The 21,487-nt window shown below is 48.8% G+C and carries 22 protein-coding genes and 3 pseudogenes; 3 read left to right on the top strand and 22 right to left on the bottom strand.

The window, feature by feature from the left end; translation table 11 throughout:
• Nucleotides 1-96: 96 nt before the first annotated feature.
• From JCM10914_RS05190 to JCM10914_RS05155, 10 genes and pseudogenes are all read right to left on the bottom strand, one after another.
• Entirely contained in the window at nt 97-558 is a 462-nt protein-coding gene (locus tag JCM10914_RS05190) for a hypothetical protein (protein ID WP_052019628.1), read from the bottom strand.
• A 437-nt stretch (nt 559-995) separates the two neighbouring features.
• On the bottom strand, nt 996-1,778 hold the full coding sequence (locus JCM10914_RS05185) for a MerR family transcriptional regulator (protein ID WP_023958227.1): 783 nt from the start codon (nt 1,776-1,778) through the stop codon (nt 996-998).
• The gene (locus JCM10914_RS05180; protein ID WP_023958224.1) at nt 1,753-2,679 is read right to left on the bottom strand and encodes a DUF2268 domain-containing protein; all 927 of its coding nucleotides are present in this window, start codon (nt 2,677-2,679) and stop codon (nt 1,753-1,755) included. Before JCM10914_RS05180 ends, JCM10914_RS05185 begins: the two co-directional genes overlap by 26 nt.
• Nucleotides 2,680-2,773: 94 nt before the next feature.
• Nucleotides 2,774-2,908: pseudogene (locus tag JCM10914_RS29775) on the bottom strand (radical SAM protein); the annotation flags it as partial.
• Between the two features lie 99 nt (nt 2,909-3,007).
• Nucleotides 3,008-3,076 (bottom strand): putative holin-like toxin, encoded by a 69-nt coding sequence (locus tag JCM10914_RS29770; RefSeq protein ID WP_231638524.1) that lies wholly within the window; start codon nt 3,074-3,076, stop codon nt 3,008-3,010.
• Between the two features lie 21 nt (nt 3,077-3,097).
• Nucleotides 3,098-3,526, bottom strand: coding sequence for a DUF4362 domain-containing protein (locus JCM10914_RS05175; protein ID WP_036717008.1), 429 nt, complete (start codon nt 3,524-3,526; stop codon nt 3,098-3,100).
• A 317-nt stretch (nt 3,527-3,843) separates the two neighbouring features.
• Nucleotides 3,844-4,662 (bottom strand): radical SAM protein, encoded by an 819-nt coding sequence (locus tag JCM10914_RS05170; RefSeq protein ID WP_023958220.1) that lies wholly within the window; start codon nt 4,660-4,662, stop codon nt 3,844-3,846.
• An 88-nt stretch (nt 4,663-4,750) separates the two neighbouring features.
• Nucleotides 4,751-5,463 (bottom strand): annotated as a pseudogene (locus JCM10914_RS05165) (2OG-Fe(II) oxygenase).
• Nucleotides 5,456-6,001 carry a methylated-DNA--[protein]-cysteine S-methyltransferase gene (locus JCM10914_RS05160; RefSeq protein ID WP_036717099.1) on the bottom strand — a complete coding sequence of 182 codons (546 nt, stop codon included), beginning with the start codon at nt 5,999-6,001 and terminating at the stop codon, nt 5,456-5,458. Before JCM10914_RS05160 ends, JCM10914_RS05165 begins: the two are co-directional and overlap by 8 nt.
• Nucleotides 5,985-6,590: a bifunctional transcriptional activator/DNA repair enzyme AdaA gene (locus tag JCM10914_RS05155; RefSeq protein ID WP_036717006.1), complete on the bottom strand. Its 606-nt coding sequence runs from the start codon at nt 6,588-6,590 to the stop codon at nt 5,985-5,987. Before JCM10914_RS05155 ends, JCM10914_RS05160 begins: the two co-directional genes overlap by 17 nt.
• A 147-nt stretch (nt 6,591-6,737) precedes the next feature.
• On the opposite strand from JCM10914_RS05155, the gene JCM10914_RS05150 reads away from it, so the two are divergent.
• Nucleotides 6,738-7,721: a DNA-3-methyladenine glycosylase gene (locus tag JCM10914_RS05150; protein WP_081739734.1), complete on the top strand. Its 984-nt coding sequence runs from the start codon at nt 6,738-6,740 to the stop codon at nt 7,719-7,721.
• Nucleotides 7,722-7,786: 65 nt separating this feature from the next.
• Here JCM10914_RS05150 and JCM10914_RS05145 read toward each other — a convergent pair whose 3' ends face one another.
• The 10 genes and pseudogenes from JCM10914_RS05145 to JCM10914_RS05100 form a co-directional block, all read right to left on the bottom strand.
• Nucleotides 7,787-8,107 (bottom strand): DUF3221 domain-containing protein, encoded by a 321-nt coding sequence (locus tag JCM10914_RS05145; protein ID WP_023958209.1) that lies wholly within the window; start codon nt 8,105-8,107, stop codon nt 7,787-7,789.
• A gap of 185 nt (nt 8,108-8,292) precedes the next feature.
• Nucleotides 8,293-8,766, bottom strand: coding sequence for a hypothetical protein (locus tag JCM10914_RS05140; RefSeq protein ID WP_023958207.1), 474 nt, complete (start codon nt 8,764-8,766; stop codon nt 8,293-8,295).
• A 198-nt stretch (nt 8,767-8,964) separates the two neighbouring features.
• Entirely contained in the window at nt 8,965-10,011 is a 1,047-nt protein-coding gene (locus JCM10914_RS05135; protein WP_036717004.1) for an ATP synthase subunit B, read from the bottom strand.
• Nucleotides 9,999-10,607: an alpha/beta fold hydrolase gene (locus JCM10914_RS05130; protein ID WP_023958203.1), complete on the bottom strand. Its 609-nt coding sequence runs from the start codon at nt 10,605-10,607 to the stop codon at nt 9,999-10,001. The genes JCM10914_RS05135 and JCM10914_RS05130 overlap by 13 nt, the downstream gene beginning before the upstream one ends.
• Nucleotides 10,585-10,785, bottom strand: a complete 201-nt coding sequence (locus JCM10914_RS29765) for a hypothetical protein (protein WP_023958201.1) — start codon at nt 10,783-10,785, stop codon at nt 10,585-10,587. The genes JCM10914_RS05130 and JCM10914_RS29765 overlap by 23 nt, the downstream gene beginning before the upstream one ends.
• A 427-nt stretch (nt 10,786-11,212) precedes the next feature.
• On the bottom strand, nt 11,213-12,169 hold the full coding sequence (locus JCM10914_RS05120; protein WP_023958199.1) for an acetamidase/formamidase family protein: 957 nt from the start codon (nt 12,167-12,169) through the stop codon (nt 11,213-11,215).
• A 430-nt stretch (nt 12,170-12,599) separates the two neighbouring features.
• Nucleotides 12,600-13,235 (bottom strand): ThuA domain-containing protein, encoded by a 636-nt coding sequence (locus JCM10914_RS05115; protein ID WP_023958197.1) that lies wholly within the window; start codon nt 13,233-13,235, stop codon nt 12,600-12,602.
• A 41-nt stretch (nt 13,236-13,276) separates the two neighbouring features.
• Nucleotides 13,277-13,999 carry an SDR family NAD(P)-dependent oxidoreductase gene (locus JCM10914_RS05110; RefSeq protein ID WP_023958195.1) on the bottom strand — a complete coding sequence of 241 codons (723 nt, stop codon included), beginning with the start codon at nt 13,997-13,999 and terminating at the stop codon, nt 13,277-13,279.
• Between the two features lie 600 nt (nt 14,000-14,599).
• Nucleotides 14,600-15,537 (bottom strand): annotated as a pseudogene (gene cysK / locus JCM10914_RS05105) (cysteine synthase A).
• 686 nt (nt 15,538-16,223) lie between these two features.
• The gene (locus JCM10914_RS05100) at nt 16,224-18,083 is read right to left on the bottom strand and encodes a beta-L-arabinofuranosidase domain-containing protein (RefSeq protein ID WP_023958187.1); all 1,860 of its coding nucleotides are present in this window, start codon (nt 18,081-18,083) and stop codon (nt 16,224-16,226) included.
• A gap of 189 nt (nt 18,084-18,272) precedes the next feature.
• On the opposite strand from JCM10914_RS05100, the gene JCM10914_RS05095 reads away from it, so the two are divergent.
• A complete protein-coding gene (locus tag JCM10914_RS05095; protein ID WP_023958185.1) occupies nt 18,273-19,133 on the top strand; it encodes a helix-turn-helix transcriptional regulator in 861 nt (286 codons plus the stop codon).
• Between the two features lie 2 nt (nt 19,134-19,135).
• On the opposite strand, the gene JCM10914_RS05090 is transcribed toward JCM10914_RS05095, so the two are convergent.
• A complete protein-coding gene (locus JCM10914_RS05090; RefSeq protein WP_023958183.1) occupies nt 19,136-19,999 on the bottom strand; it encodes an SDR family NAD(P)-dependent oxidoreductase in 864 nt (287 codons plus the stop codon).
• A 133-nt stretch (nt 20,000-20,132) separates the two neighbouring features.
• Between JCM10914_RS05090 and JCM10914_RS05085 the strand changes: the two genes are divergently transcribed.
• A complete protein-coding gene (locus tag JCM10914_RS05085; protein ID WP_023958180.1) occupies nt 20,133-20,756 on the top strand; it encodes a dihydrofolate reductase family protein in 624 nt (207 codons plus the stop codon).
• Nucleotides 20,757-20,831: 75 nt separating this feature from the next.
• Here JCM10914_RS05085 and JCM10914_RS05080 read toward each other — a convergent pair whose 3' ends face one another.
• The gene (locus JCM10914_RS05080) at nt 20,832-21,449 is read right to left on the bottom strand and encodes a GntR family transcriptional regulator (RefSeq protein WP_023958178.1); all 618 of its coding nucleotides are present in this window, start codon (nt 21,447-21,449) and stop codon (nt 20,832-20,834) included.
• Between the last annotated feature and the right edge of the window lie 38 nt (nt 21,450-21,487).

Below are 21,487 nucleotides of genomic sequence, written 5' to 3'. Positions count from 1 at the left end.
TCTGCCATTCTGCTTCGGGCGGACCGAGGAGCCGCCAGGCTCCGATGCGTGGATATAATGTTAGCTGATGTTGCCTCTACGGAGCATTACCTTCGATTAAAAATTTAATGTTCCTATATGTATTTCGCCTTCATGATGCACTTCTATAATTGTTTTCATTTCGAAATTAACTATCCAAGTATCAAATCCTACTGCTACGACATCATCTTCATTATCAATTATATCTTCTAGTTTTGCTTCAATTACGGATAAATTCATTTCATCCCAAATAACATAATATTCCCTTTTTAAATCAAGTTTGAATCCTTCATTTAATTCTTTCAAGTTCTTTAATAAGGTTTTATTCTCAATTTCTTTCCAATCAACCCTACCCCAATTAGTAAATGGAAAAGTTACAACCATAAGGGCTACTATTCTAACTGATTCATCTAAACTATATACTCTAATTTCTTCACCTAAAGCTTCAATACACTCAGTAAATAATGATGAAGTTTGATTTTCTTTTTTGATCTTTAGTTTTAGTTGTTTTATTCTAAATTGACGTGCATTTTTGTCCATTCTATCAACGCCTTGTTCTATAATTATTTAGGAAATTTCAGCTAACTCCATATCTACGAACTTCGCTAATCCACCAAAATACCGCGATTCTAAGAACTTCGCAAATCCAACACACGTTCGCTGTATTCTTGAATCCTACCCTGCACCAGCACAATCGTTGATCGTCTAGCAACTGACGGTGAAGCCATGCTTACCGCTCTCCATGCGCAAAACGCAGTCCATTTCAGCTTTCAGCCACATATCACGTCTCCAATTTCATTTGACCCGCCTACCCAATCCAAAGACCCGCTCATTCCTCGCTCACTTGGTCCTATTTACCTATATTACCACATCCAACATCCTGCACCTCCCAAACCATGAAAAAAAAGACCGAATCTCCTACTCGGCCTTCGAATCTATCACACTTTTTGTATCAGTCTTCTCAACTAGTTCTCTCATTACAGCATATATCTCTCGTCCATCCCCTTCACATACCACCCAACCGCCTCACACACAAACCCAGCCAAATCCCCTTGCTCACTGAACTGATTAATGTACTGCTTGAACCGTGCATCGGATTGATACGTATCCGCAATGCACGTTAACAAATGCGCATCGCAATCCATCGACTGGTCAAGATAGCTCCGCCACTCTGCGACGAGCTGCTGTACCTCATCCGAAGTCGGAGAAAGATGTATGCAGGCGGCTAGTCTTCTAAACACGCGCTCCATATTTTGCTCAAACTCGGCGAATTGGCGCTCTTTTTCGGAAGAGGCTAGCTCTTGCAGCTTCTGCTCGAAAGCTTGGTAGGCTTCCGTCTCGCCGTAGCGCCACTTCGCTTCCTGCGCGTATTGCTCTGGCAAGGGCAGAATAGTGGAATCCTTGAAAATGCCCAAATGGTAGACGTCCTTCCCCGCTACAAACTCATCCAATGCCGTAGAGATCCGTTCAAGGCGCTGTTTTTTCAAGCGTAACGCATGGTTGTGTTGCCTCAATAACTCTCGCTGCTCTTCGAGCGGCAGCTTCAAGATGTCCGCAATCTCTCTGAGGGATACGTCCATTTCCTTAAGGAACAAGATCGTCTGCAGTCTCGCCAAGCCTTCCTGATCGTAGTAACGATAGCCGTTATCGGCGACGAGCGTAGGCTTCAGCAGATCGATCTCATCATAATAATGCAAGGTTCTGGTGGTGATGCCGGTGATTTGCACGATATCTTTAACCGCTAATAGTAGTTGTTTCATTCCAGTATCCTCTGACTTCGTCCAGGATTTGATTCGCCGGCGTAATGGTCGCTTCGACGATCGATTTTCCCGTCTTCTCTAAATAGTATTGTATTAAATAATATCCGCAGGCATAACCCGCGCAGTACGGCATGCCGACCGGTGCGAAGTTCTGGAGTTTGGCCAATTCGTCGCCGTACAGATACGGTGCGATCTGGTCAAAACCCGTCACGTCCAGCCGATCCTTCAACACAGTCTTGATCTGACGATTCAGCGTTTCCGCGTCAGTCTTCGCAACCCAGGGACCGAGTAACTCTTTCCCGTATAGCATGGTCGCAAAATTCTCCGCCAGCCCTTCGCTGACGAGCAACTCGCCTAAGGTGACGGTGTGATCCCACTGGATGTATTGGTAGCGGACATTGTGATTGACTTCATGCGCCAATGCCGCTTTCATGCGAGGCAGTGTATACGCATCCGGTACCAACGTGCACAAAATATAACCGGGAATACCACCGTCGCCGCTATACCCTTCATTTAACATCAAAGACGCGCTCTTCGGATTACCCAGGAGAATCGTGAACAAATAGTCGGATACCGCGAGCTTCACGCCGTTCTCCGTGAATAAGCTCAGGCTTCGACTAACGGCCGCTTCCCATTCCTGCCACAAGGCATCGGACGATATGAGCTCCAGCTCCGCTCTGATCTCCGAGGTAATCTCTTCTGGCGCAAGGCCCATAAAATTGTTCATCGTGATCACGTCAAAACCATGCGGTTCCGCAGCTTTATAAGGGATATGCTGAATCTCCCATTTCTTCATGAACGGTGCCAGCATCTGCTCCCGGTATAGTTCGGTCTTCTCGGCTGGCGGGGCTAACATCACTTGGCGATAAATTTGATCTGAGCGCAATGCTTTAATGTTCATTTAACTTCACCTCTACGAATTGATAGTTCAGAGTATGAACTATAACGTAACGTGAGAGTCAAGGCTCAAATCCGCGCTGGCTAATATAAAACTGCTGCCTGACGTAAGAATATGAATAAGCGAAGGTGCAGCCCGTGTACGGGTTTAATGTATGACTGTATCCATTAAGGAATCCGGTTCCTTTATTGAGCAGTGTCTTTGGCGTTTTATAGTTCACTTCGTGCTTCACTCAAAACACGTTATCAATTTCTTCTATGTATACGATGTCCCTCCCCACATTCTGAATGAAGTGAATCCTAGCACGACCAGCAAATCATAGGGTCGGTCTTTACTTTCTCTTGTTGTTAGAATTAATGTATGTTAAAAGAGCAAGAATAAACGATCCGAATATATACAAATCAATAGAAATCTAGTCTAGTCATTCTGAGTCTAATGTAATTTTGAAACCAGTGAGTCTATTGTCAGCACAACCGTCTAAGTAATATGTTACATTATCGTTTTTGATATCTTTTGAATTTGTTATTCCCGAACAAACAGTTTCTAACACTAATTTGTTACCTTCCCTATCCTCTGTATTGTCATATTTGTAGAATATTTTTTCCTCTTTATACACCAAATCATGATACACAGGGTCACCTTCCTTTGTAATTTTAATTATTCTAATACTGGAATTAATGCCTTCTTTAATTTCTTGAATAAACATTTTGAAATTTTCAACATTTTCAATCCCCTTCGAACTGATAGTAGTAACTTTTCCATATTCATCGCCACTAAAATTCTCGGTTTGATTACTACAAGACAATAACATAGTTAGAAAACTTAAAGTAAGTAACATTCTACCCAGCATTCCACCAGCCCCCTTCTGCTTTTTATTTATATTCTATTGATTAATTTTCAACTATGGATACTTTAATCTTGATAATGACGATACTTTTGAATTAAACTCACTTAATCATGAAGAAAGAAACTTGAAAGAGAAACTTAAGAAGGAAACATTCAATAAATATCAACCCCAGTTCTAATATACAAGTAGGTTTACTGGTACTCAAATCATAATTAATGCCTCTCTTAGGATAATTTCCTTTTGAGGGGCACTTCTTTGCACCTGACGATATAAACGATTTGAACGCAATGCAGAGTATGAACTATCACGTAACGTGAGAGTCAAGGCTCAAATCCGCACTGGCTAATAAATAGCTGCTCCTCCGCAAAAACCTGCCGGAACCGCTCGTACACGACTCGGTATGCGTCTGGATCGTACCATTCCGTAAGCTCCAGTTCCTCGTATAACTGCTCGATGGGTAGTCTCTTCGTCCGTTTGCCACCGCTGCCATCCCCCATGAAGTAATCGTCGATGCAGACTCGGTTCACCAGTGGCTTCAACTTCTCGGCAAAAGCCTCCGAGCTCGGCAGCACCGGCGCCACGGTCGCCTGTGCCGGAATGCCCGCGTCCCGCAGCGCGGCCAAAGCCTGCAAGCGGCCGCCAATCGGCGGCGCCGATGGTGTAAAATGCTTACGGATATCCTCCCGGTCCGTCTCCACCGTCATGCTCACCCGTACTCGATCCCCAAGCTTGTGTAAGAGGTCAATATCCCGCCGAACCAAGGGACTACGCGTCTGCACGAACAGGAAATCCGGCGGCTCCCCCACCATCACTTCGAGCAGCGCCCGCGTCACTTCTTCCTTAGCCTCCACCGGCTGATACGGATCGGTGCTGGAAGACATGAAGATCGTGACGGGTCCCTTGCTCTTGGCCCGCTTCAGTTCTCTACGAAGAATCGCGGCTGACTCCAGCTTCACGTCCACCCAGCTTCCCCACTCTTCTGCGCGGAACAGCGACACCGGCATTTGTCTGACGTAACAATATGAACAAGCGAAGGTGCAGCCCGTGTACGGATTTAACGTATGACTGTATCCATTCAGAAATCCGGTTCCTTTATTGAGCAGTGTCTTCGGTGTTTTATAATTCACTTCGTGCTTCACTCAAGACCCCCCATTGTCTATACTTTCTTCTATTATAAGATGTCCCACCCCACATTCTGAATGAAGTGAATCCAAGCACGTCTGCACCTCACTTCGCATCATGAAAAATAACGCCAAGGCTGTACCTTGTCCCGGACGTGATCGTGCTGACGCCGTGTCGCAGCGTCGTCCGGTAATACCCCCGCGTTCCCTGCACGGGACGATGGTTGGTCGGAAAGATCAACCCCGCACCTTGCTCCAAGGTAATAACATGCCCGCGGCTCTGGGCTCGCGGCCGTTGTTCCACTAGCAGAAATTCGCCACCGTCGTAATCCACTTCCTTCTTATTCAGCCCGAACACGACCTGAAACGGGAAGAACTCATCGCCGTACAAATCCTGATGCAGGCAGTTGTATCCCCCCGCTTCATACTTCAAAATAAGCGGTGTGGAGCGCTCCTGCCCTTGCGCATGACATAGGTCAAGGAACTCACTCAAGCTTGCAGGGTATCGTTCCTCCCCTCCAAGCTGGGATAGCCAGCGGTTAGCCGTCTGCGCAAGATGCGGATAGAAGCCCTCCCGAAGCTGCTGCAGCCATTCGGGCAGCGGTGCCTGATAATACTTGTACTCTCCCACGCCAAAGCGATACCTGGCCATGTCAATGGTACGGCGAAACCGCTCCTCTTCCGTGTACGTGTTCATCATCTCCGAGCACTCTTCCGGCGTCAGCAGCTTTGGGATACGGGCATATCCCTGTTCATCCAAAGCTGCCTGAATGCCTCCCAATCCAGCCCTGCTATGCGTGCTGACAAAGGTCTAGGCATACTCCGTCTTCTCCTTGATCAAGGCATGTTCCCGTTCGAGCTCCAGCAGACGCGTCTTCATCTCCAGCCCACCCCGATACCCTGTCAGAGCACCGCTCTTGCCAATCACCCGATGGCACGGCACGGTGATGAGATTTGGATTAGCTCCGATCGCTGCCCCAACGGCCCGAACGGCTGCAGGTCTGCCAATCTGATTGGCAATGTCCGAATACGTGAAGGTCTGCCCATAAGGAATGTCACATAGCGCATTCCACACAGCCAATTGAAAAGCAGTACCCCTGTAATCCATTGCCAGCTCGAACCGGTCCCGCTTCCCTTGCAAATACTCCGTCAACTCTGTTACATAAGGCTGCAGCGCTGCATCATCCTGAACGATCCTGAATCCAGGAAATCTCGCCTTCGCCCAGTCTACCAACTCTTTAAGCGGCTTATCCGGCGATCCGACATAGCATAAACCTTGCTCCGTAGCTGCGATATACATATTCCAGATGCCGCTTGCCAGTAGCGTCCAACGAATCACCTTATGACTCGATTCCATCATCATCCTGCACCTCCATATTCGTATGGCTCACTTGAGTTAATTCGCGGTAATGAAGCGGAGTCACCCCCGTCTTCTTTTTGAACAGAGTGATGAAGTAAGCCGAATTCTCCATCCCTACTTGATGACCGACATCCGAGATCGATGCATCGGAATGCCGAAGAAGCTCCTTCGCCTTATCGATTCGGCATGCCTGGATATACGCCATCGGAGTCACACCCTTGACACGCTTGAAAATCCGGTGCAGATGATACGGACTGCCATGGCTTATCTCAGCCAACACATCGAGCGTCAAATGCTCGGTGTAGTGCTGATCGATATAAGTCGTGACGATTTCGATCCATTCCTGATCAGGGAGACGCTCCCCCGTCGGCTTGCATCGTTTGCATGGCCGAAACTGTTCGGATCTCGCTTCTGCAGCAGATTGGAATACACGCACATTTTCATACTTCGGGGGTCTGGATTTGCAAGAAGGCCGACAGAATATCTTCGTAGTCTGCACTGCATAGAAAAACTTACCGTCACTCTGCGAGTCATTGTCGATAATCGCCTTCCACTGTGCTTCTGTTGGCGCAATTCGGTTTGCCACGGTTCATCACCTCCGCTAACATTATAACCACAGGCTGGATGCACTGTACGCTTTTTGGAATGTAAGAGCAAGATAACGAAATTATACGATCCGCATATATGTTACAACTAGTATAGATAAGTTCATGAACGAAAGGAACCGGTGACGATGATAGAACCCAATCCATTACCTGACGACAGTCAACGATATAGGTTAGACAACCACCTACCACCAGACAGCTGGGTGGATCACCAGCATTCGTTAAAGCTATACGTACCGCAAGAATTCAGCTTTATCGAGAACCTCAACTATTTGCAGCGATCGCCCAACGAATGTCTGTATCATATCCGAGACCATGCGATCTACCGGGCTATTGCCCTTGGTTCAGAGACCGTTGTGATCGAAGTCACGGCAGAGCCTAAGGAGCAGGCGATCCTCGTTCGCTTTCTGGGCGACACGGCCCCAGTCGACCCGAGCCTGCGTGCGGAAATCGCGGGTTATGTCCGCGACTGGTTCGATCTGAACACCGATCTGGTGCCGTTCTACGCCATGGCGAAGACCGATCCCCTGCTCAGTCAAGCCGTGCAATCCTTCTACGGACTGCGCAATATGGGAATTCCCGATCTATTCGAGGCGCTTTGTTGGGGTATCCTTGGACAGCAAATCAACCTGACCTATGCTTATACGCTAAAAAGGCGCTTCGTGGAAACGTTCGGCCACCGAGTGGAATGCGAAGGCAAGATCTACTGGCTATTCCCTCGGCCCGAGGATATCGCCCATTTGAACGTGCAGGACCTGGACGGGCTGAGGATGACGGTCAAAAAATGCGAGTATCTCATCGGGGTCGCGCAGCTTATGGCAACAGGGGAACTGACGAAGGAGCAACTGCTCGAATCGAGCAGTTTGAAGCAAGCGGAGAAACGACTGGTCAGCATCCGCGGAATCGGTCCGTGGACCGCCAACTATGTGCTGATGCGCTGCCTGCGGATGCCGGCGGCCTTTCCGATCGATGATGTCGGGCTGCACAACGCGATCAAGCATGTGCTGGGCATGGAGCAGAAACCGACGAAGAAGGAGATTCAAACACTGGCGGCTGCTTGGGTGAACTGGGAGTCCTACGCCACCTTTTATCTATGGAGATTTCTATATTAGCCATCCTGCATAAGCTTCTATTCATATTCATAGAAAGAGTGCCCTTACTAGAGCACTCTTTCCCATTACTTCACTTTTTCAATTTTTATTGCTTCGCCCTGGGCCGGATTGCTTTCCTCATATTGTTCTGTAGTCCATACCTTTACTTGGTCACCAACTTCGGCGACGTAATCTATATCCTTCGTGATAAGCCTATATTTTGACCCCGAATTGTCCACAGTAATGGTTGTCTCGTCTTGCTCTATAACTACGGCCTGAAAAGTTTCATGGATACTCACGCCCTCTTGCATCTCCCCATGAATAAGCTGATTTGCATCCGTACCACATCCAATTAACACGAATGACATCCATAACGCAACGAACAACGAGCTTAATAAAGTTTTCATGATCACGCTCCCATATAATCTTCGTTATATAAGATTCGACGCAACAAACCGCAATTTAGTTCCAACCTGAACTCCTGTAATTTGAACAAGAAAAAAGAATGTTCCCCTACGCAGCCATTACTGGCTGGAGGAGAACATCCCTTGATCTAATATCTCGGAGCCTTGCTCATCGATATAAAGTCTGGCTATTCAATGAAATACAGCTTGCCGTCCACCTCAAGCGAGATCGCGGATTGCGACAGATCGTTCTTCAGCTTCTTCGCATAGTCCACCACTTGATTGAGGGAATCCTTATCCAGTTTCTCAGCAAAGGCGTAGACGATCGTTACTTTTTCTTTGATCAGGGTTTTGTTGTTGTCCACCCATGCACCTTCACCCGGAATTGCCGTCGCACCGCCAAACCAGCCGGACAGCTTCGTTAACGTCTGATCGACGATCTTCTGATGTGCTGCATCCGTAATCGGGATGTCCCCCTTCACGGTGGAAGGCACGTAAATCTTCACGACATGATCCAGGTGGAACTGATCATTCAGCGCGCTTTGCGTAATAGCCGTTGCCGTTGGGTTCCCCTCGGCACTGAACGACTGTTGAACCGGAACCACGACGAGCGTCAACAATAAGGCCACAGCGAATGCGATAAGCCAACCTTTTCTCTTCATCTCCATCTCTCCTCTATGTAAACTGCTCATATTATATACTGCACCGCCATGAGCATCTATGGGACATCCGCATTATTTTATGTGGATTTGTGCAAATATCTGATATTTCCGATCAATAAAATGAGATATTGACTTATTTTGAAGAAAAAAAAAGACCGCAAATAGCGGTCTTCTCCCCATCCGGCTAGGATTATGTCACTATTGGATCGTGCCGATCCAGGTCAAACTCTCAACGGAACGGTGATCCATGCTGCCATTCAGAATGGCCTGTACGTCATGTAACATATCTTGTAGTGCAACCCGCTCCCCGGCTCGGCCTGTGAAGGGCTCGGCCACATGAAACGGCTGCGTTAGATAAGCTTCCAAGCGCTCTCCACGTTCGTACGTCTTCAGATCTGCCGAAGGTATGGCCGCCAGTCCCCTTACGTTGACCAAGGAACGCAGTTCACGATAACGACGCAGCAGCTTCTGCGCTCGCTGTTGGATGGAGACATGATTCTGATCGAGGTGAACTCCTTCCAACACCGATGAAGTGGAATAGAGCGGATTGACTGCCGGGAACTTATACCTTGCCGCCAGATCGGCATCGAAGTACCATAAGGTTTCGAGCGGACCATAAGGAATATCCTCGTCCACAACTGCACCCTTCAGATCGACCAGAAAGGTCGTGACATTGTATAAACCTGCCTGTTGCAGACGTTCTTGAAGATCATAGATCTTCCCCGTCATGACATGCTCCCGATCCGCGGCGAAGATCACGTCCTTGCCGAGTCCCGCGGACTTTATGATCTCGTAGGTTTCATCGATCGTATTCGTGACCTGCTCCACGTCATCCAGAATATCCTGTAATTCCGGGTACTCACCATCCGGCTTGAGCAGGATCACCAAATACCCCTCCTGTCGGAATTGGTAAAACAGTTCGCCGAGCACGACGAGCTGCCCCATCCCTGGCCGTGCGACGAGTCCAACCGTGCCGCCCTTCGCCAGCGGTGCGAACAGATCGAGCGGCTTGATGCCGGTCTCGATCATATCGACCGTCTCCCCGCGCAGGATGAGCTCATCCAGGCTGCATTTTGCCAAGGACGCAAGCGCTGCGATGGTGCGAACTTCGGCGCGCCCTACCGGGATTTTTCCCGTGCATAAATTCGATACCGTCGCTGGCCTCAAACCCACGGATTTGGCTGCGCTGGTTAGGTTGGGTACCCGTTGTCTTAATAGATTTACATTGAGCTTTAGATTATCCAAGTGCGTACACCCTTTGTATTCGTTGTCGATGAATTATGGTTGCTATTGCTGATCTCATTCATGAATGAATCCGCTGTGCGGACGAATGTATCCACATCCGGCTCGAACAGATTATGATCATGCTCCTCGAACGCTACCACAATCGCATGTGGCAACACTCGCTTATATTGTTCCACTGCTTCTAATGATAACCCGGGATGCGGTTTTACGCCATGTATTATGAGTACCGGACATTCCAGCTTGGGCAACTCGTCCCATAACTCGACCTTGCTGGATTCTCGCTGAAGTGCCTGCACGGCTTCGACCGTCATTCGCTCATACAACGTCTTCCCTCGCCAAGGCGGCAACGATGCGAAGAAATCCACCCAGCCTGGCGGCAACTGCGTATGAACAGCCGGATAATCGCCGATGATCAATCCTTGAATGCGCTCAGGATGCTGGACAGCATAGCTTAGCTGGTAGGACACGCCGCGGGAATAGCCCATCAGAATGAACTGTTCAAGTTCCAGATGCCGTATCACCGCATCAATGTCACGAACATGATCCTCCAGCCTATATCCAGATACCGGCGAATCACTCTGGCCACGACCTCGCATGGTAATAACGATCGTATGCCTTGGCGCCAACTGCTCCAGTACATGCACATAATCCTCGGGCCGATTCGGATAATCCGGGAATGATCACCAGCGGCAGCTCCTGCTTCATGTCTCGATATACCTCGGTCACATGAAGATTGACGCCTTGATTGTTTATCATACTTTCGAATATTTGCATCTGTATTTCCTCCTCATCATTATGCGCAGTTTGTGCTTGGGGTTGTTTTGTTGTCAGTCACAAATGATTGCAAAAGTGCATCTTTTCCGATGGAAATGAACCGATAAGAGGTGAATTGCTGCTAAAGTGCATCTTTTTTGTTGTTTTATCCTCCATAATCGATGAAAGCGCTGAAAAAGCTGCATTTTTGCAGCAATATCCGATCGCGAACCACTTTTGCTCATAAAAAACTGCACTTTCGCAGCTTTTATGCCAAGCCAACTACGTGCCCTAAGCGTCTTTTTACCGTCATACCTTCTGCCCCAAATGCTTCTAGGCATCAAGTCAATCATATCTTTTTACATCATCTCCACTTGCGCCTTCCTACCCACCTGCTCCATAACCTCTCATCATCATGTCAAATATAACTTCCTGTACGTGCACGCGCTCACCTCAACGCATCAAATGGCAGAAAAGCATGCACACCCTTGACCGTGTTCACAACCTGCGTTATTCGCAAATCGACGGTCATGGTGGCATAGGCGTACGCTTCCGTGCGAGAGATCGCATATAGCTCCGTCATAAGATCAAGCATCTCCCCGAGGGCCATCCACATCGCCTCATCCAGATCTTCGTGGAATCCCATCGTCAACCAGCCCGAGGGCGTCTTCGCCCGCGGCAATTTCATGGCGATGTCATCGCGAACATGGAAGGTCAGGCCCACCTTCTCCATCGGGCATTCGAGCGCCGGACCGCTAACCTCGCCGTCTCCCTGCGCCGCATGACCGTCTCCCGTTGAGAATAACGCGCCCTCCACCGGAATCGGCAGGTACAAAATGCTCCCGGCCGTCAGCTCCTTACAGTCAAGATTGCCCCCATACGGCCTCGGAATAAAGGTCGTATGTTTGCCTGTTTCCGGTGGCGGCATTCCCATGATGCCCATGAAGGGCTTCAGCCCCACGCTGTAACTGAAGTTTCCGAACTGGCTCCGCCCGGTCATCGTTCTGGCATCCAGCCGAAAGTCCAGGGTGAGCTCCGGCCCTTCCGTCATTCCGAGCTTCTCGTTCCAGTAACTTGGAAACCCTCCGGCCGCTGTCCAGCCCCACGAACCAGGAATTACTTCATCTATCCGGACTTCCAGCGTCTGCCCCGGCTTTGCGCCCTCAATGTGCACAGGTCCCAGCAGCGCGTGCCCAAACCGCTCCTCTTGCCGTTCCGGCGTTCGTTCCGTGAATTTCTGCCGGGCTGCACCCGGTGCGGACCTCTCGACCACCCCCCACGAGGCATCCAGCGTCTGAAACACTACCGTATCTCCTGATTGAATATGGATAGCCGGCTGCAGATCCTTGCTGAAAAAACCATGCAATGTCGCACTTGTCGGGGTCAATACATGCGTCTTTGCCATTGTTCACACTCCTCGTCCCTATGTAAACGATGCATCGTTATTTGGGCGAGAACTTAATAACAAAAAATCACGTCGCATCGTTACTTCAAAGGGTAATTTAAATTACGGTATAAGTCAATTATTATTTCTTTATAGCGTAATTTAAATTACTTTCAAACACAAAAAACTCCCATAAACCGTATCTACTCACGGTAATATGGGAGCTGCTCTGCTCTAAATTTTATCAACACTATTATTGGCTAACCATTCTTGCCTGCCAACACTTTCTGTCTAAGCCAGTGGATGCGCGTCCGACTCGAATACTTGACCTTCTGGGTTGGCAGCTTCATTCGAAGCCAGCTCTCCCGGAAGCCGTATAATGTTTCTTCATCCCGAGGAACGCCACATGACGATGTCCTGCTGACAACTGATCACGCTAATAATCCGATAATTAAGCCCCGCCTTTACCGGCTGCCCACATGCCGCCATTACGAATAAGTTTCCGCACCTCTTCGATCTGGAACGAGGGCAGATGATGCCCCGGCATCAGATAGACCACCCGTCCAGCGCCATATGTATGTACCCACGCCGCGGGCCAGCGCTCTCCTTCATGCTCATAATCCGCGATGATGATCGTCGACTCATGCGGGCTCAGCTCGAATCGATACGGCTCCTCGTCCATCGTGAAATCCTGCAATCCCGCAATCACGGGATGATGGCATCCTTGATTGTAACGGATCGGCAAGGCCGTGTATTCGGGATGCCCCGTGAATCGTCCGCCAATCAACTGCGCAAGCTGCTTATTTCTCTGCAGCGAGATGCCGTTATGTATTACAAGCAAGCCACCGCCATCCTCCACATATGATACCAGCGCCTGTGCTTGCTCTTCGGTAATCTCCTGATCGGAGAACTCCGCATACGATATAAACAGATCATATGTTTTCAGCTTATCCGCTTGCAATGCAGCATAATCCTCTGTGCACTCGATCTCCATCACATCCGAGAATATCGCCTTGATCTCATCATCAACGAGAGTGAACGGATGATACCGCGCTCCTTCGTACTGTCCTAACGCAATCGCTTTCATGATTCAGCACCTCTCTTTGTTATACTGGCTGGCAAGCCTTTTTACCACGGCCATTCCTGACCCTCATAATCCAGAAAAATCGGTTGTTCACGCTTATAAGCTTCATGATTCGTAACCAGCTTCATAATGCCGTCCGCGGATACGTCAGGTGAAATCGGCGCAGACATGTTCAAATCCCCGCCCATGTATGATTGCAGCCATCCCGGATAGATGACCATCACTTGTCCCCCTTGCGGCCGCAAATGCTGGTGCAGAATCGAAGATTGCATATTGAGCGCTGACTTGGACATGCAATAACCGTACATGACATTTCTTTGATTGCGACTAACGCTGCCCGCCTCCGAAGATATATTGACGATCAACTTGTCGGTTCCTTGCAGCAGCAGTTCCATTAAGGCATGACTCACCCGAAGGGCACCCAGCGTATTCACATTATAGATTTGCATCATCGAATCGAAATCCAGATCCCCTTCAACCGTCGCCTGATCCGTTGCCTTGGTAATGCCGGCATTGTTAATGATAAGATCGAGATGGGGCGCCTTGTCCCCTATCGCAGCAGCTGCTTGTTCAACGCTATCCGCATTGCCAACATCTAGCGCTACAAGCTCTAGTTTCTGCGGATAGATCCGTTTCAGCTGATCAAGTTCTTCCCATTCTTGCATATAGCGCCCTGCAAATACGGTAAATCCATGTTCGAGCAGCCAGCGTGTCAGGCTTAAGCCCAAGCCGCGATCAGCCCCGGTGACGCAAGCAATTCGGTTCATAACGTCAGCACCCTTTCCTATGTGAATTCATAATAATAGATAGAGCCTCTTGATAGAATAGTACGTTATTTTCGGCCATTTGTAAAAAACTTCCGCTTGGCGCCACTTGAATTCGACTCTATTCATCTAAGATTCATCCTGATCCATCTTGGTCTCTAGAGCGAATTACCAGCCAGACCAGTACCTTATCTCCACTCGTGTACTTGACCCATGCTGTGCAATCTTTCCAATCGGCCATTTTCCGAGAAAGCTCAAACTCTGCATATCCGTGAATACGTAAAAAGATGCGTATGTGCAGTTATTTTCATCAGTATCTATCCCTTCAGCAGAAAAAGATGCAAAAATGCAGGTTTTTATCCCTTATTTGTCCAATTAGCCCCAATTCGAGCTAAAAGCCTGCACATTTGCAGGCTTTTGGTATATATCGCAGCTTCAGCCCGCAAATTCCTGCATTTTTGCAGGAATTTCTTTCACTGATAATGCAGGACGTCGCCTCAACCACCTCAGTTGTGATTCGTCGGTAGTAGTGCGAGAACATTTGGGTCTCGGGGTTGCCCCAGGGGCTGTCACGTTCTCCCGGCTATAGAGTTTGATCCTATTCTATTGCTCAGGAAACAAACCTTCAACGGACAGATACCTTTCCCCTGTATCCGGAAGCAAGACGACGATCACCTTGTTGCTAGATTCGGGTCTCCTGGCAATTTGGGAAGCAGCATAGACCGCTGCGCCTGATGATATTCCTGCTAACAAACCTTCACTTTTAGCCAGATCTCGCGTTGTTTGATATGCATGTTCATTCTCAACTTGAATAATTTCATCGACTACAGCACTATTGAAATTATCAGGTACAAAACCTGCTCCTATACCTTGAATCTTATGCATCCCCCGATTGCCACCTGAAAGAACGGGTGAATCCGCTGGCTCCACGGCCATGATTTTTACGGTAGCTTTCTCGCCTTTAAGATTTCACCAACTCCGGATATGGTACCTCCCGTTCCTACTCCACACACAAATATATCAACCTCTCCGTCCGTATCCCTCCAGATTTCTTCGGCAGTCGTTGTTTTATGAATACCAGGGTTAGCTGGATTCATGAATTGCTGTGGTATGTATGAATTCGGAATGGTTGCTGCCAACTCCTCGGCTTTGCGAATGGCACCTGACATCCCCTCCTGCACAGGCGTCAAAATCAGTTCCGCTCCGAGTGCGATTAATAGTTTTCTGCGTTCCAGACTAAAGCTCTCAGGTAGCGTGATGATCAATCGATAGCCTAATGCTGCTGCTGCAAAAGCAAGACCTACACCTGTATTGCCGCTAGTCGGCTCTATAATTACAGTCTCCTGATTGATAAGCCCTTGCTTTTCCGCATCCTTTAGCATAGCGACTCCGATTCTATCTTTCACGCTTCCAGCCGGATTAAAGTATTCTAATTTAGCTATAATCGATGAACTCAACTGCTGCTTAGCAGAATAGTTAGTTAACTCTAGCAAAGGTGTATTACCTATGAGTTCGGTTAGATTTTTTGCAATCTTAGGCAAGACCATCCCTCCAATTCCAATACTATTAGTTGGATTAATAAATTAACCATAGCACCAGTGGAAGATAAATACAATCCTGTCATACCGATTTCCCAAGCAGGAACCAGACTAAACGGAAAAGCCTTTAACATCTCCAGCGCTAAGGGATCGGTCGAATCGATCTCACCCTCTAGCATCTGATTTCAACAGTCTTTACTATATTGAATCTGACGGGTGGTAAGCTGAAGCTCAGGTTGTCGGGCGGCTGTATGACCGGATAAGTATCAAGCCACTTGTCATCATCGGTGTGATGCAATAATGGGCTAGGCGTATTGATTGTGGCGATGATGCTGGCTGGTTCCAGTCAAGCATTGGATACCATGTCTTTGAACGCTTTTGTTCTGAAGGTTGCTCCGCCTGCGTTGATCAGTCGCGTGACCTCATTAAATAATGCTTCACAGCGGATGGATGTGATACCTACCAACTGTCCAGCTGAAATACATTGGAATAACCCCTATGGGAAAGCAAACAGCTGCCGATACAATTCCTGAGCTGTTTGCTTGGCGAGTGATCATATATTTGGTCTGAAGAGTCGATTAATGATTGGTAATCATTCAATCATTAAAGCGGCAGACCAATTTCTAGTCTGCCGCTCTGTCCACCAATTGTTCTGTTTTCAGGGCTTACGTTATCTGGTAGCCATTCGATTACAATTTCCGTATCAACGGAAACTCGCCGATTCGCAGCTTGGCGCTTCCATATGGAACTAACTCCAATTCTGTAACGGGCTGTCCATCAGTGTTCGGATGCAGCGGAGGGTTTCCGGCGTTGTTGCCCTCCATCTTCCAATCACGAATCAACTGACCCTTGACCTTCACGCGCACAGGTGCGTTCTTGGCCAGAAACGGTTGGCGAACCATATCCCCTTCCTGAACTTCGAAATCCGTATTCGCCATCAGACCATATTTCCACGGTGATGCCGGATACACCTCCCAGTCGTGAAACTGCTCGCGCTGCTGAATCATTTGCCAATTCTCCTTCACCGGCAGCACATAGACGAGGGGTCCCCTCTCGATGCTCGTCGCGTACATGCTTCGTGACGTCGTCTTCACTTCCATAGGAAGGTGAACATCCAGGCGGTCGCCGTTATGCCAATCTTGTACGATTTTTGCATAACCGTTCTTGACCTGGATCGGCAATACACGACCATTGACGCTAATGACCGGATGATCGCACCATTCCGGGATTCGGAGGGAAATAGGGAACGACACCGGACGCTCTAATCCCAGTTCGACTCGAATATGCTCCTTGAACGGATATTCCCCTGAGACTTCTAAGGTAGCCGCTACCCCGTGTCCAACCGTAGTACTCAATGTGCAAGGCGCATAGGATACCGCAACGAGTCCGTCTTCCTGATCCTTCATCCAGAGGTGCGAGGCCAGCTTGGGCCAGCCCTGGTGCATGTTGGCGGTACAACATCCGAAATTCGGTTCCAAGCCGAACACGTTGGCATCGGGACTGTTGCTCCACGCTCGAGGCGCAACGTTGCACAGCATCTGATTGACTTGTTGATCATATTGATGTGAAGTCCAGTCGGCGGAGATTGCCGCCGGCAGCGCGTTAAAGGCTACTTTCTCCAAGATGTCCCCGAACCGTCCTTCGCCGAAGATTCGCGTTAACTGTTCCATGGAGAACATGTACTCAACAACGGCACATAATTCCACTCCCTGACTCGGATGTGTGCCGGACAGCCACTCATCTCCCGAGAACATGCCATGGGCTTGACCGTGATAGGTCATCAACGAATCGATGCCTTGATGCACGCTTACGCGTTCTGCTTCCTCCCCGTTCAATTCGAATAATACGCCGGGAGTTTTGATGCCCATCGCGACATTCACGACATGTGTCGTCCAATCCCACTGCTCCACCTTTCGCCAGAACGGAAAATCGTGAAAGATCTCGCTCCAATTCGTTGTCTGCTTCGCCACGATATCGGCAAGGTCCAGCAAGTAAGGTTGTTCCGTTCGCCGATATAACCATACGATGCATAACAGCATCTCGGCTCCCCTGGTCTTGGCCCAGCCCCGCAGCGGCTGCTGCTTAATCACAGAGTGAACATAACGGAAGAACTTCGTGAGGAATGGCTGAACCCTCTCGTCACCCGTTGCTTCTTCATGCAGCATCATCACTTTCAGCATGATCATATAATGCCACCAGTCCTGCTCCTTATCGATATCCTGATTCACGGATGTAATGCGGTTCGGGCCGAACATGCCATTCTCCTGCTGGCTTGCAAGCGACCACTCGACCCAGCGATTTGCCTTCTGAATCAATCTCTCATCTTCCAGCAGATACGCTAATGGAAGCAGGCCGTCAACATAATACGGCCCCCGCTCCCAACTTTCCCCTTGTCCGCCCAGCCATCCATTGTCCGGACCGACATCCTTCCATTGTTCTTCCAGATGCCCCGTCAAACCATTTGCCTGAATTTCTAGTTGGTCTTTTAACCAGCCGCGAGGTTTGATCGCCCCAAGCGGTAAATGTTCAAAAGCCGTCTTATGCAACATCGACTGTTCACGCTCCTTGTCCCTGACTTATAATCGCGCCCTGGTTGAAATATACCACTTCAACCGAGGGTGTCCGATATTCAGAAACAACTTGCTTTTATCCAATTACAACCTGATCACGAATTGAATTCCATCCAAAGAAACCGTTATCATAGAAAAAAGCAACGAAGACAGGAGGCTTGGTAACGGATGATCTTTCAGTTCACGGCACCGCCGCTACCCCATTATATCGTCGGTGGAGAAGATACGTACCAGACAGGCAGAAAGCATCCAGACCGGTTTAACATCGGCGTATTTGATTTGATTGTAGTGACGAGAGGGGCTTTATTCATAGAGGATGCGGGCATTCCTTACAGCGTTACCTCCGGCCGATATCTGATTCTAAGACCGGACGCGGCCCATCGAACATATCGTCCATGTCAAGATGTGACTCATTTTTATTGGTTGCATTTTCAGACGTTGGGTCCTTGGAGCGAATCGGAAGAACCGACCATGATTGCCTTATCACAATCGGATCAACCCGATGTATCCGTTGCAAACTTCTCCTTCTATTTGCCGAAATGCAGGGAACTCCCTGCGAAGGAGCAAGTATATCCATGGTTTGAACAATTACAGCGGCTTGAACAATCTCCTTCCTCTTCCGCCCGGTGGAAGCAGCAGCAGATCCTGCAAGAGCTTCTGCAACTACTGCAAGCTGAAGAAGAAGAAACTTATCCATGGAGCCCGCATTACGTTATCGCTGAGCGAACAGCCGACTATCTTAAGAAACACTATAAAGAGGCTATCAGTTACCAGAGGTTATCCGAAGCCATGCATTTTCACCAGAACTACCTATCCATATGCATGAAAAAAACGTTCGGCTGTACACCGCTGGAATATCTCACCCGGCATCGTATTCAACAAGCGAAGCATTTGTTGATTCATACTAATGATCCGGTCGGTCGCGTAGCAGAAGAATGTGGCTTTGGTTCTTTTCCATACTTCATACGTTGCTTCTCTAAGCATACCGGTTTCAAACCGAAAGCTTTCAGGCAGAATTACCGTTCCTGACATTAGAACACGCTGCGCACCAAGCCCCCATCTACCCGAAGCGCGGCGCCATTAATGGCCGATGACTTCGGGCTGCTGAGATAAGCAACGAAATCCGCAATCTCCTCCGGTCGAATTAGTCGCTGAATAATCGACGTTGGCCGATTCTCCTTCATGAACCGCTTCTCGGCTTGTTCCATCGTTAATCCTTCATCCGCATACAAATTATTTAACATCGTCTCCACACCTTCAGTCAGCGTCGTTCCGGGCATGACCGTATTGACCGTCACCCCGGTCCCCGTCGTCATTTCAGCCAAGCTGCGAGATAACGAAAGCTGCATCGTCTTGGTTGCACTATAATGCGCCATTTCTTGCGAGGGCATAATCGCCGCTTCACTTGCTATGAAAATAATGCGACCTTTATCCCGGTTCAACATATTCTGCAAATAATGCCGGGCTAGGCGGACACCGCTCATAACATTGGTTTCAAAGAACGCAAACCAGTCCTGATCGGATATATCGAAGAAATCGGCTGGTTCGAAGATACCCAAATTATTCACGAGAATATCAATAACGGGATTCGCCTCCCTCACCTGATGGCAGCCGGCCTCCGTAGCCAGATCAGCCGTCACGTATCTTACGTTCGCATCCGGATGCCGATCATGAATCTCCTTGATGGTCTTCTTGATTTTGTCCTCATGCCTTCCGTTGACAATCACGGAAGCTCCCTCACCCGCCAGCGACATGGCAATCGCCTTCCCGATGCCTGAGGTAGAGCCGGTCACGAGGCTGTTAGACCTTGTAATCCTAAATCCATGTGGTTTCTTCCCCTTTCCAATCCGGATCTTTGATTCGTTACGCAACAGAAACTCCATAACATCGAACATCTGTCACTCTCTCTAGTCTTCCCCGGAGCCATGACGGTTATGAAGAATAGCAAATCATAAGAAACCGTTGACACGTAAGCATGATACATTGATTTTTAATAATAACTAAACCCGAGAAAAAGGAGTGCTGGACATGTCCAGAGTATTTGCTGAAATGTCGATATCGCTAGACGGTTTTATTACCGGTCCTGACCATAGTTTGAAGCTTCCGCTGGGACGCGGAGGGGAGAAATTGCATGAATGGATCTACCAGCTAGCCAGTTGGCGTGAGCTTCACGGTTTGGACGGAGGCGAACAGAACCCCGAGGCAGAACTGTTGGCAGCACACAACAGCAGAACGGGAGCGGTCATCCTGGGCAAGACCATGTTTGATCATGGCTCCCCTTTCTGGGGAGAGGAGCCTCCATTTCATATACCCGTCTTCATATTAACGACGGAGTCACTGCCACCCGAAGTGAAACGGGGCGGTACGACGTATACCTTCGTCAAGGAAGGGATTGAAGCGGCTCTTCGCCTGGCCAAAGAAGCCGCCGGAACGAAAGACGTCAAAGTTGCCGGTGGTGCAAAAGCGATTCAACAGTTTCTGCGGGCGGGATTGTTGGACGAAATCTTGATTAGCCAGGTTCCCATCCTGCTGGGTGGCGGTGAACGATTATTTAACGATCTTGAGGACAGCATCGCGAGTACGTTCATCAACACGGAAATTCTTAAATCCGCGGAAGTCATTCATCTGAGGTACGACATTCAGCACGATTGAAAAAAGGATCGAGGACATCATCTCTTTTCAGAGATTGTCTTCGATCCTTTTCACGTCTAAACCTTAGCTGCCATTCTAGCCTTTCCCGAGATGCAAATAAAAATCGAGATCCGCTTGCAGATGCTCTTGCATCAGCCGCTCCGCCTCCGGCGCATCATGCTTCCGAATGGCGTCCAAGATCAACTGATGCTCGTCAATTAAGAACGGGCGCTTATGGTAGACCACTGCACGCCGAAACAGATAGATGATAGATTGCATCCGGTCGATGATGTCAATGATTTCAGGATTCCGGCTGGCCTGAACGATGATGTCATGAAATCGTTTATTTACGTCCATGGTTTGCTTCACGTCGCCGGTCCGCGCGACATCGATGCATTCTTGCAGCCGCTCGGCAGTTTCCTCGTCCATGTAAGAAGCCGCGCAGCGGCAAGCGTAGCCCTCCAGTAAGATACGGACCTCGAATATGTGACGCAGATCCTCCACCGTAGGCTGAACCACACGCTTGCGTTTGATCAGACCCTCCTGCTCCAGTTTCCGAATGGATTCGCGTACCGGCGTCCGGCTGACACCCATTTCTTCCGCGAGCCGCTCTTCCACTAACTTCGTACCTCCGGCCAAATCCCCATTCAATATCTTATCCCTGATCTGCTCATAGCATTGAATAAAAGCGGATTGTGATTCTGACTTGCGCATGATCGGTTCCCTTCCTTTTCCCACACACATAAATAATG

It is taken from the genome of Paenibacillus sp. JCM 10914 (assembly GCF_001315105.1).
Classification (GTDB): Bacteria; Bacillota; Bacilli; order Paenibacillales; family Paenibacillaceae; genus Paenibacillus_AQ.
The sequence above is the reverse complement of the archived record's forward strand: the minus strand, read 5'-3'. Positions and strand labels throughout refer to the sequence as shown.

Coding starts and splice junctions, on each gene's coding strand:
- JCM10914_RS05190 (WP_052019628.1), bottom strand. CDS start 558: ATGGACAAAAATGCACGTCAATTTAGAATAAAACAACTAAAACTAAAG.
- JCM10914_RS05185 (WP_023958227.1), bottom strand. CDS start 1,778: ATGAAACAACTACTATTAGCGGTTAAAGATATCGTGCAAATCACCGGC.
- JCM10914_RS05180 (WP_023958224.1), bottom strand. CDS start 2,679: ATGAACATTAAAGCATTGCGCTCAGATCAAATTTATCGCCAAGTGATG.
- JCM10914_RS05175 (WP_036717008.1), bottom strand. CDS start 3,526: ATGCTGGGTAGAATGTTACTTACTTTAAGTTTTCTAACTATGTTATTG.
- JCM10914_RS05160 (WP_036717099.1), bottom strand. CDS start 6,001: ATGGAATCGAGTCATAAGGTGATTCGTTGGACGCTACTGGCAAGCGGC.
- JCM10914_RS05150 (WP_081739734.1), top strand. CDS start 6,738: ATGATAGAACCCAATCCATTACCTGACGACAGTCAACGATATAGGTTA.
- JCM10914_RS05145 (WP_023958209.1), bottom strand. CDS start 8,107: ATGAAAACTTTATTAAGCTCGTTGTTCGTTGCGTTATGGATGTCATTC.
- JCM10914_RS05140 (WP_023958207.1), bottom strand. CDS start 8,766: ATGAAGAGAAAAGGTTGGCTTATCGCATTCGCTGTGGCCTTATTGTTG.
- JCM10914_RS05130 (WP_023958203.1), bottom strand. CDS start 10,607: ATGCGAGGTCGTGGCCAGAGTGATTCGCCGGTATCTGGATATAGGCTG.
- JCM10914_RS29765 (WP_023958201.1), bottom strand. CDS start 10,785: ATGCAAATATTCGAAAGTATGATAAACAATCAAGGCGTCAATCTTCAT.
- JCM10914_RS05120 (WP_023958199.1), bottom strand. CDS start 12,169: ATGGCAAAGACGCATGTATTGACCCCGACAAGTGCGACATTGCATGGT.
- JCM10914_RS05115 (WP_023958197.1), bottom strand. CDS start 13,235: ATGAAAGCGATTGCGTTAGGACAGTACGAAGGAGCGCGGTATCATCCG.
- JCM10914_RS05110 (WP_023958195.1), bottom strand. CDS start 13,999: ATGAACCGAATTGCTTGCGTCACCGGGGCTGATCGCGGCTTGGGCTTA.
- JCM10914_RS05100 (WP_023958187.1), bottom strand. CDS start 18,083: ATGTTGCATAAGACGGCTTTTGAACATTTACCGCTTGGGGCGATCAAA.
- JCM10914_RS05095 (WP_023958185.1), top strand. CDS start 18,273: ATGATCTTTCAGTTCACGGCACCGCCGCTACCCCATTATATCGTCGGT.
- JCM10914_RS05090 (WP_023958183.1), bottom strand. CDS start 19,999: ATGTTCGATGTTATGGAGTTTCTGTTGCGTAACGAATCAAAGATCCGG.
- JCM10914_RS05085 (WP_023958180.1), top strand. CDS start 20,133: ATGTCCAGAGTATTTGCTGAAATGTCGATATCGCTAGACGGTTTTATT.
- JCM10914_RS05080 (WP_023958178.1), bottom strand. CDS start 21,449: ATGCGCAAGTCAGAATCACAATCCGCTTTTATTCAATGCTATGAGCAG.